This window comes from Serratia sp. 22278 (genome assembly GCF_052045405.1).
GTDB lineage: Bacteria > Pseudomonadota > Gammaproteobacteria > Enterobacterales > Enterobacteriaceae > Serratia > Serratia marcescens.
Genome location: NZ_JBQEOW010000021.1, coordinates 23,497 through 30,495, shown reverse-complemented (window position 1 = coordinate 30,495; position 6,999 = coordinate 23,497). Strand labels below are relative to the sequence as shown.

At 60.5% G+C, this 6,999-nt stretch carries 7 protein-coding genes; 2 read left to right on the top strand and 5 right to left on the bottom strand.

Annotated elements, in window-relative coordinates:
• Positions 1-456 precede the first annotated feature (456 nt).
• Positions 457-2,046, top strand: coding sequence for a bifunctional phosphoribosylaminoimidazolecarboxamide formyltransferase/IMP cyclohydrolase (purH, locus tag ACTJJ6_RS22970; RefSeq protein ID WP_015376332.1), 1,590 nt, complete (start codon positions 457-459; stop codon positions 2,044-2,046).
• 48 nt (positions 2,047-2,094) lie between these two features.
• Positions 2,095-3,378 (top strand): phosphoribosylamine--glycine ligase, encoded by a 1,284-nt coding sequence (gene purD / locus ACTJJ6_RS22965; RefSeq protein ID WP_049300348.1) that lies wholly within the window; start codon positions 2,095-2,097, stop codon positions 3,376-3,378.
• 49 nt (positions 3,379-3,427) lie between these two features.
• Here the strand turns inward: purD and ACTJJ6_RS22960 are convergent, their stop codons facing one another.
• The 5 genes from ACTJJ6_RS22960 to hemE form a co-directional block, all read right to left on the bottom strand.
• Positions 3,428-4,099, bottom strand: a complete 672-nt coding sequence (locus tag ACTJJ6_RS22960) for a DUF1481 domain-containing protein (protein WP_028127643.1) — start codon at positions 4,097-4,099, stop codon at positions 3,428-3,430.
• Positions 4,100-4,135: 36 nt separating this feature from the next.
• Positions 4,136-4,408 (bottom strand): nucleoid-associated protein HU-alpha, encoded by a 273-nt coding sequence (hupA, locus tag ACTJJ6_RS22955; protein WP_004929874.1) that lies wholly within the window; start codon positions 4,406-4,408, stop codon positions 4,136-4,138.
• Between the two features lie 189 nt (positions 4,409-4,597).
• Complete coding sequence (locus ACTJJ6_RS22950) at positions 4,598-5,188, bottom strand: YjaG family protein (RefSeq protein ID WP_440804440.1); 591 nt, start codon at positions 5,186-5,188, stop codon at positions 4,598-4,600.
• A gap of 48 nt (positions 5,189-5,236) precedes the next feature.
• Positions 5,237-5,923: a deoxyribonuclease V gene (nfi, locus tag ACTJJ6_RS22945; protein WP_049300349.1), complete on the bottom strand. Its 687-nt coding sequence runs from the start codon at positions 5,921-5,923 to the stop codon at positions 5,237-5,239.
• Positions 5,924-5,932: 9 nt separating this feature from the next.
• Complete coding sequence (gene hemE / locus ACTJJ6_RS22940; protein ID WP_004929877.1) at positions 5,933-6,997, bottom strand: uroporphyrinogen decarboxylase; 1,065 nt, start codon at positions 6,995-6,997, stop codon at positions 5,933-5,935.
• Between the last annotated feature and the right edge of the window lie 2 nt (positions 6,998-6,999).

The following is a 6,999-nucleotide window of genomic DNA, read 5'->3' as shown; positions in this document are numbered from 1 at the left end:
TCGCTTGCTAACTCGAGGTGGCGTATATTACGCTTTCCTCTTTCAGAGTCAACCCTAATTTTCAGGATTTTTTCTCTGCGACCCCCGGATACTCTGTGAAGTTGTTCACATGTTCCGTGTCGATGGAGGCGCATTATAGGGAGTTCCTCGCAGGCCGCAACAGGTATTTTCAGCAAAAACGATCGTTCGCTGCATTCCACAGCAAAACCCCGCCTTATACCCACTTGCACACAGTGTTATCCACAGATGCGATTTGCACGGAAAATTTACGAGCGCCACGCAAACGTTTTCGCTACAATTCCCCGCGACGAAACGATCCCCCTTTTTATGGGGGCGCTACCTGAATATGTGCCTGACCCTCCCTTTATAAGGCAAAAAACCCTTCCTTATAGAGAGAACGAGGTGGACATTCACGTAACGCTCTTTAATTGCGACTCAAAGCCAAGGGATAAAACCATGCAACAACCTCGTCCAATCCGCCGGGCCCTGCTCAGCGTGTCTGACAAAACCGGTATCGTTGAATTCGCCGAAGCGCTTTCCCAGCGCGGCGTTGAACTGCTCTCCACCGGCGGCACCGCTCGTCTGCTGGCAGACGCCGGTCTGCCCGTTACCGAAGTTTCCGACTACACCGGCTTCCCGGAGATGATGGACGGACGAGTTAAGACCCTGCACCCGAAAGTCCACGGCGGCATTCTCGGCCGCCGCGGCCAGGACGACGCCGTCATGAATCAGCATGACATCAAGCCTATCGACATGGTGGTCGTCAATCTGTACCCGTTCGCCCAAACCGTGGCGCGCCCGGATTGCTCGCTGGAAGACGCGGTCGAAAATATCGATATCGGCGGCCCGACCATGGTGCGCTCCGCCGCCAAGAACCATAAAGACGTCGCCATCGTGGTGAAGAGCAGCGACTACGCCGCCATCATTACCGAGATGGACAACAACGACGGCTCGCTGCGCTATGCCACCCGCTTCGATCTCGCCATCAAAGCCTTCGAACACACCGCCGCCTACGACAGCATGATCGCCAACTACTTCGGCGCGCTGGTGCCGGCGTACCACGGCGAGACCGAGCAACCGTCCGGCCGCTTCCCGCGTACCCTGAACCTCAACTACATCAAGAAGCAGGATATGCGCTACGGTGAGAACAGCCACCAGCAGGCCGCCTTCTATATAGAGGAAGAGGTGAAGGAAGCGTCCGTCGCGACCGCCGAGCAGCTGCAGGGCAAAGCATTGTCCTATAACAACATCGCCGATACCGACGCCGCGCTGGAATGCGTGAAAGAGTTCGCCGAACCGGCCTGCGTGATCGTCAAGCACGCCAACCCTTGCGGCGTGGCGATCGGCGACGACATTCTGGCCGCCTACGAGCGCGCTTACCAAACCGACCCGACCTCCGCCTTCGGCGGCATCATCGCCTTTAACCGCGAGCTGGACGCCGCCACCGCGCAGGCGATCATCAGCCGCCAATTCGTGGAAGTGATCATCGCGCCAAACGTCACCCAGGAAGCGCGCTCCCTGCTGGCCGCCAAACAGAACGTGCGCGTGCTGGCCTGCGGCCAGTGGCAGCAACGCGTGGCGGGGCTGGACTTCAAGCGCGTCAACGGCGGCCTGCTGGTGCAGGATCGCGATCTGGGCATGGTAACCGCCGCCGATCTGCGCGTGGTATCCGAGCGCCAGCCGACCGAGCAGGAACTGCGTGATGCGCTGTTCTGCTGGAAAGTGGCCAAGTTCGTGAAATCCAACGCCATCGTTTATGCGCGTGACAACATGACCATCGGCATAGGCGCCGGCCAGATGAGCCGCGTTTACTCCGCCAAGATCGCCGGCATCAAAGCGGGCGACGAAGGGCTGGAAGTAAAAGGCTCCGCCATGGCCTCCGACGCCTTCTTCCCGTTCCGCGACGGCATCGATGCCGCCGCGGCGGTTGGCATCACCTGCGTGATCCAGCCTGGCGGCTCAATCCGTGACGACGAAGTGATCGCCGCCGCCAACGAACACGGCATCGCGATGATCTTCACCGACATGCGTCACTTCCGCCATTAATTCCTTTTGCCGCGTGCGCTCCGGCGCACGCCATTCGTGGAGCCCCTGATGAACATTTTGATTATCGGCAACGGCGGGCGCGAACACGCGCTGGCCTGGAAAGCCGCCCAGTCTCCGCTGGCGGACAAAGTCTACGTCGCGCCGGGTAATGCCGGCACCGCGCTGGAAGCCAATCTGGAAAACGTGGCGATCGCCGCCACCGACATCCCCGCCCTGGTCGCGTTCGCCCAGAGCCATGATATCGGTCTGACCATCGTTGGGCCGGAAGCGCCGCTGGTGATCGGCGTGGTCGACGCCTTCCAGGCCGCCGGTCTGAAAATCTTCGGCCCATCACAGGCCGCCGCGCAGCTCGAAGGCTCCAAAGCCTTCACCAAAGATTTCCTGGCGCGCCACCGCATCCCGACCGCCGAATATGAAAACTTCACCGAGGTGGAGCCAGCGCTAGCCTATGTGCGCCGCAAAGGCGCGCCGATCGTCATCAAGGCTGATGGCCTGGCGGCCGGTAAAGGCGTGATCGTCGCGATGACGCTGCAGGAAGCGGAAGAAGCCGTGCGTGACATGCTGGCCGGCAACGCCTTCGGCGACGCCGGTCATCGCATCGTAGTGGAAGAGTTCCTCGACGGCGAAGAAGCCAGCTTCATCGTGATGGTCGATGGCGAGAACGTGGTGCCGATGGCCACCAGCCAGGACCACAAGCGCGTCGGCGACGGCGATACCGGCCCGAACACCGGCGGCATGGGGGCCTACTCTCCGGCGCCGGTCGTGACCGACGAAATCCACCAGCGCGCCATGGACCAGGTGATCTGGCCGACGGTGCGCGGCATGGCGGCGGAAGGCAATACCTACGTCGGCTTCCTGTACGCCGGCCTGATGATCTCCGCTGACGGCCAGCCGAAGGTGATCGAATTCAACTGCCGTTTTGGCGATCCGGAAACTCAGCCGATCATGCTGCGCCTGCGCTCCGATCTGGTGGAACTGTGCCTGGCGGGTGCCGAAGGCCGTCTGAACGAGAAAAGTTCTGACTGGGACGAACGCCCTGCGCTCGGCGTAGTGCTGGCAGCCGGCGGTTATCCGGGCGACTATCGCAACGGTGAGGTTATCCAGGGGCTACCGCAGCAGGAAAGCGCCGACGGTAAGGTCTTCCACGCCGGTACGCACCTGCAGGGCGATGACGTCGTCACCAGCGGCGGCCGCGTGCTGTGCGTGACGGCGCTGGGCGACACCGTGGCGCAGGCGCAGCAACGCGCTTATCAGCTGGCGGAAGGCATCCAGTGGCCAGGCAGCTTCTGCCGTAAAGATATCGGTTATCGCGCGATTGCGCGCGGCAAATAATTTGACCTTTCATGGTCATGACAAGAGGCTCCGCAGCGCGGGGCCTTTTTTATAGTTGGTCTTCTTTCGGTTCCCAGCTGCAGAAATCGTCGTTCGCCACCAGCAGCAGTTCGCTGCCTTCAGGCGCTTCCAGCCAGGCGACGCTCACCGGCCGGCTGCTGCTGCGGGCACGCTTCTCGATCCAGACGATGGAGGCGGCATCCAGTCCCGGTTTCATGCTTTGGCCGTCGCAGGTTTGCACCTCGCCCTGCATCCAACGCCCCTGCAGCAATTTCACCTTGCCGGCGCGCAGCGCATTGCTCACTTCGAGGATCCGTCGCGCCTGATATTGATACAGGGCAATTTCATCGCGGGTCAGCGGTTCGCGGCGTGTCGCCAGTTGGCGCTGCATAAAGCTCACCGTGCCGTCGTCGGCAAAGCGCAGCTGAATAGAATCTCGATCGCCGTCGGCGTCGTTACGTTTGATTTGGCGCAGCACGTCGCCCTGATAGGTGTACAGCGTGGTAATGGTACCCGGGCCGCGGTAAGGGCTGTAGACGCTGACCAACACTTGCGGACGATGTTGCTCATCGTCTTTACGCCACAGACGTATCACGCCCTGATCGGCCACGAAGCCGCTGGCGGTAAAACTGGGGATATCGGAATGGAAACTGCAGGCGCTCAGGCCGACGGCGATGCCAACGGCCATGAGCGCCCGACGAGTAAACAAAAGGGGCGCCATCGCCCCCCTGTTTAATCTTTTCACCGAGGCGCGGTCTTATTTAACGGCGTCTTTCAGTGCTTTGCCAGAAACGAACGCAGGCACGTTGGCTGCTGCGATTTTGATTTCTTTGCCAGTCTGTGGGTTGCGGCCAGTGCGCTCGCTACGATGGTTTACTTTGAAAGTACCGAAGCCAACCAATTGTACTGCATCACCTTCTTTCAGAGACTCAGTAATTGCAGCCAGGGTGGATTCCAGAGCCAGTTTAGCTTGTGCTTTGGAAAGGTCAGCCTTGTCCGCGATTACATCAATCAGTTGAGTCTTGTTCATAAGTTATCCTTACAGTGTGTTTATCGTTTGCAAAGCATCGAGTGCGACGGATATGCCGATTGACAGCACTCTCCTGCATACACGCACCGATAGCCACTTTTTTTACGCCCCCCAAATGTAGACCAGACAGGGTGCGGATGTGAAGCCTTAAGGCATGACAAATCAGGCGTTAAATCACGTTTTGTTGCCTTATTGCGCTAAATTTATCCCGATGTTGCTGACACCGGCCTCTCGCAGGTCGGATCGCAGCCCCTTGATCAGGTCTAAATCGCGCTCTTCACAGGCGTCCAACAGGCGGAAAATTTCCCATTGAATGTCCCATTCTTCCTCTACCGCCGGCAAACTTTCCAACTCTTCGTCGGTCATTTCCTTACCGGCTTGGGTCATTTCCAACATCGCCACGGTGCGAATCGATGTTTCGCTGATGGCGATGGCGTGCTCCAGCGTCTCCCCGCCGAGCCGCGAATGGATCAGTTCCCCTAATGCGATACAGGCATCAATTGCCGGGTAAACGCCGTAAAGATCGTAATCTTCCGCCGACGGAATCGCCTCTTCCAACTTCTCGAGCTGGCTGTCGAAGTTGACCTTGGCATCCTTCAGCACCAGCGTTTCCCACACCAAATCCAGAATGCGGCGATAAACCGCCGGATCGCCGAACTCGGTCTGTTTGCAGAACATCTGGTAATTCGGGTACATACGCTCGCACAAACTGGCCATAAAGGTCAAATGTTGCCAGCCCTCGAGCCGTTCCAGACGTAAATGAATCGGGTTACGTAGCATGCTTTACTCTCTTACGCGTTATCTGCGGCGCAGTGTACCCGAAATCGCTCATGGCGACACCTCCGGATGCTGCTGCAACCAGCGCTGAAACGCCGGACGGCGCGAAGCGATGGCGTCGGCCCAACGGGTCGGCTCCGGCAAACGGTAGCCCGCCATGCAGCGCTGCACCCACGCCAGCGCGCTGTCGGCGCCCACGCGGTGACCGGTAGAGATGAACAGCGGGTTGCAACGCGCTTTGCTACGCCATACCCAGCCCAGCTGTTCTCCCTTATCTTCCAACGGCGCCAGCGCGCCGACGGCGGCGTCCAGCGGCGCGAATTTGCCGCACAGGCGCTTCTTGGCCACGCCGATGGTCGGCACATCGACCAGCAGGCCGAAATGGCTGGCGACGCCGAGGCGCCGCGGATGTGAAACGCCGTGGCCATCAACGAAGATCAGCCCCGGTTTTTGCCGCAGCTGCGCCCAGGCGGCCAGCAGCGCCGGGTATTCGCGAAACGACAGGAAACCCGGGATATAAGGCATGACGGTAGCGATGCGCGCCACCTGATACTCCACCAGATCCAGCGACGGATAGCGCAGGATGGCGATGGCGGCGCGCGTCACCGCGCCCTCTTGCTCGAAGCCCACATCGGCGCCGGCGATGAACGCCGGCGGTTCGGCCGGCAGATCGTCGTAGCGAATGACTTCAGCGGCGCGCCGCAGCTGTTCGGCGCGCAGAGCCGCCATATCGGTCACATCGGATCCTTAACGGTGGTATTTCGCCGACTGCGCGTGTACCGCCTCGACGAAGGCCCCGGCGTGCTCCGGCGGCACATCCTGATGGATGCCGTGGCCCAGGTTGAACACATGACCGTTGCCGTGGCCGAAACCGGCCAGAATGGTCTCCACTTCTTCCGCGATGCGCGCCGGAGAAGCATAAAGCATCGACGGATCCATATTGCCCTGCAGCGCCACTTTGTCGCCTACGCGACGGCGCGCATCGGCAATGTCGGTGGTCCAGTCCAGCCCCAGCGCATCGCAGCCGGTGGCGGCCATCGCCTCCAGCCACTGCCCGCCGCCTTTGGTAAACAGCGTCACCGGCACGCGGCGGCCGTCATTTTCACGCAGCAGGCCATCGACGATCTTGTGCATGTAGTGCAACGAGAACTCGCGGTAATCGCGCCCGGTCAGCACGCCGCCCCAGGTGTCGAACACCATCACCGACTGCGCGCCGGCCTTGATCTGGGCATTGAGATACAGGATCACGCTGTCCGCCAGCTTGTCCAGCAACAGGTGCAGCGTGGCCGGTTCGGCATACATCATCTTCTTCAGCTTGGTGAAGGCCTTGCTGCTGCCGCCCTCAACCATATAGGTAGCCAGCGTCCACGGGCTGCCGGAGAAGCCGATCAGCGGCACTTCGCCCTTCAGCTCGCGGCGAATGGTGCGCACCGCGTTCATCACATAGCCCAGCTCCACTTCCGGATCGAACACCGGCAGTTTGTCGACGTCGGCGCGGCAGGTGACGGGGGAGCTGAAACGCGGGCCTTCGCCGGCTTCAAAGTACAGGCCGAGCCCCATGGCGTCGGGAATGGTGAGAATATCGGAGAACAGGATGGCGGCGTCCAGCGCATAGCGGCGCAGCGGCTGCAGCGTAACCTCACAGGCCAGCTCCGCGTTCTTGCACAGCGACATGAAATCACCGGCCTGGGCGCGAGTCGCCTTGTACTCCGGTAAATAACGACCGGCCTGGCGCATCATCCATACGGGGGTCACATCCACCGGCTGGCGCAACAGCGCGCGCAGGTAACGATCGTTCTTCAACTCAGTCATTT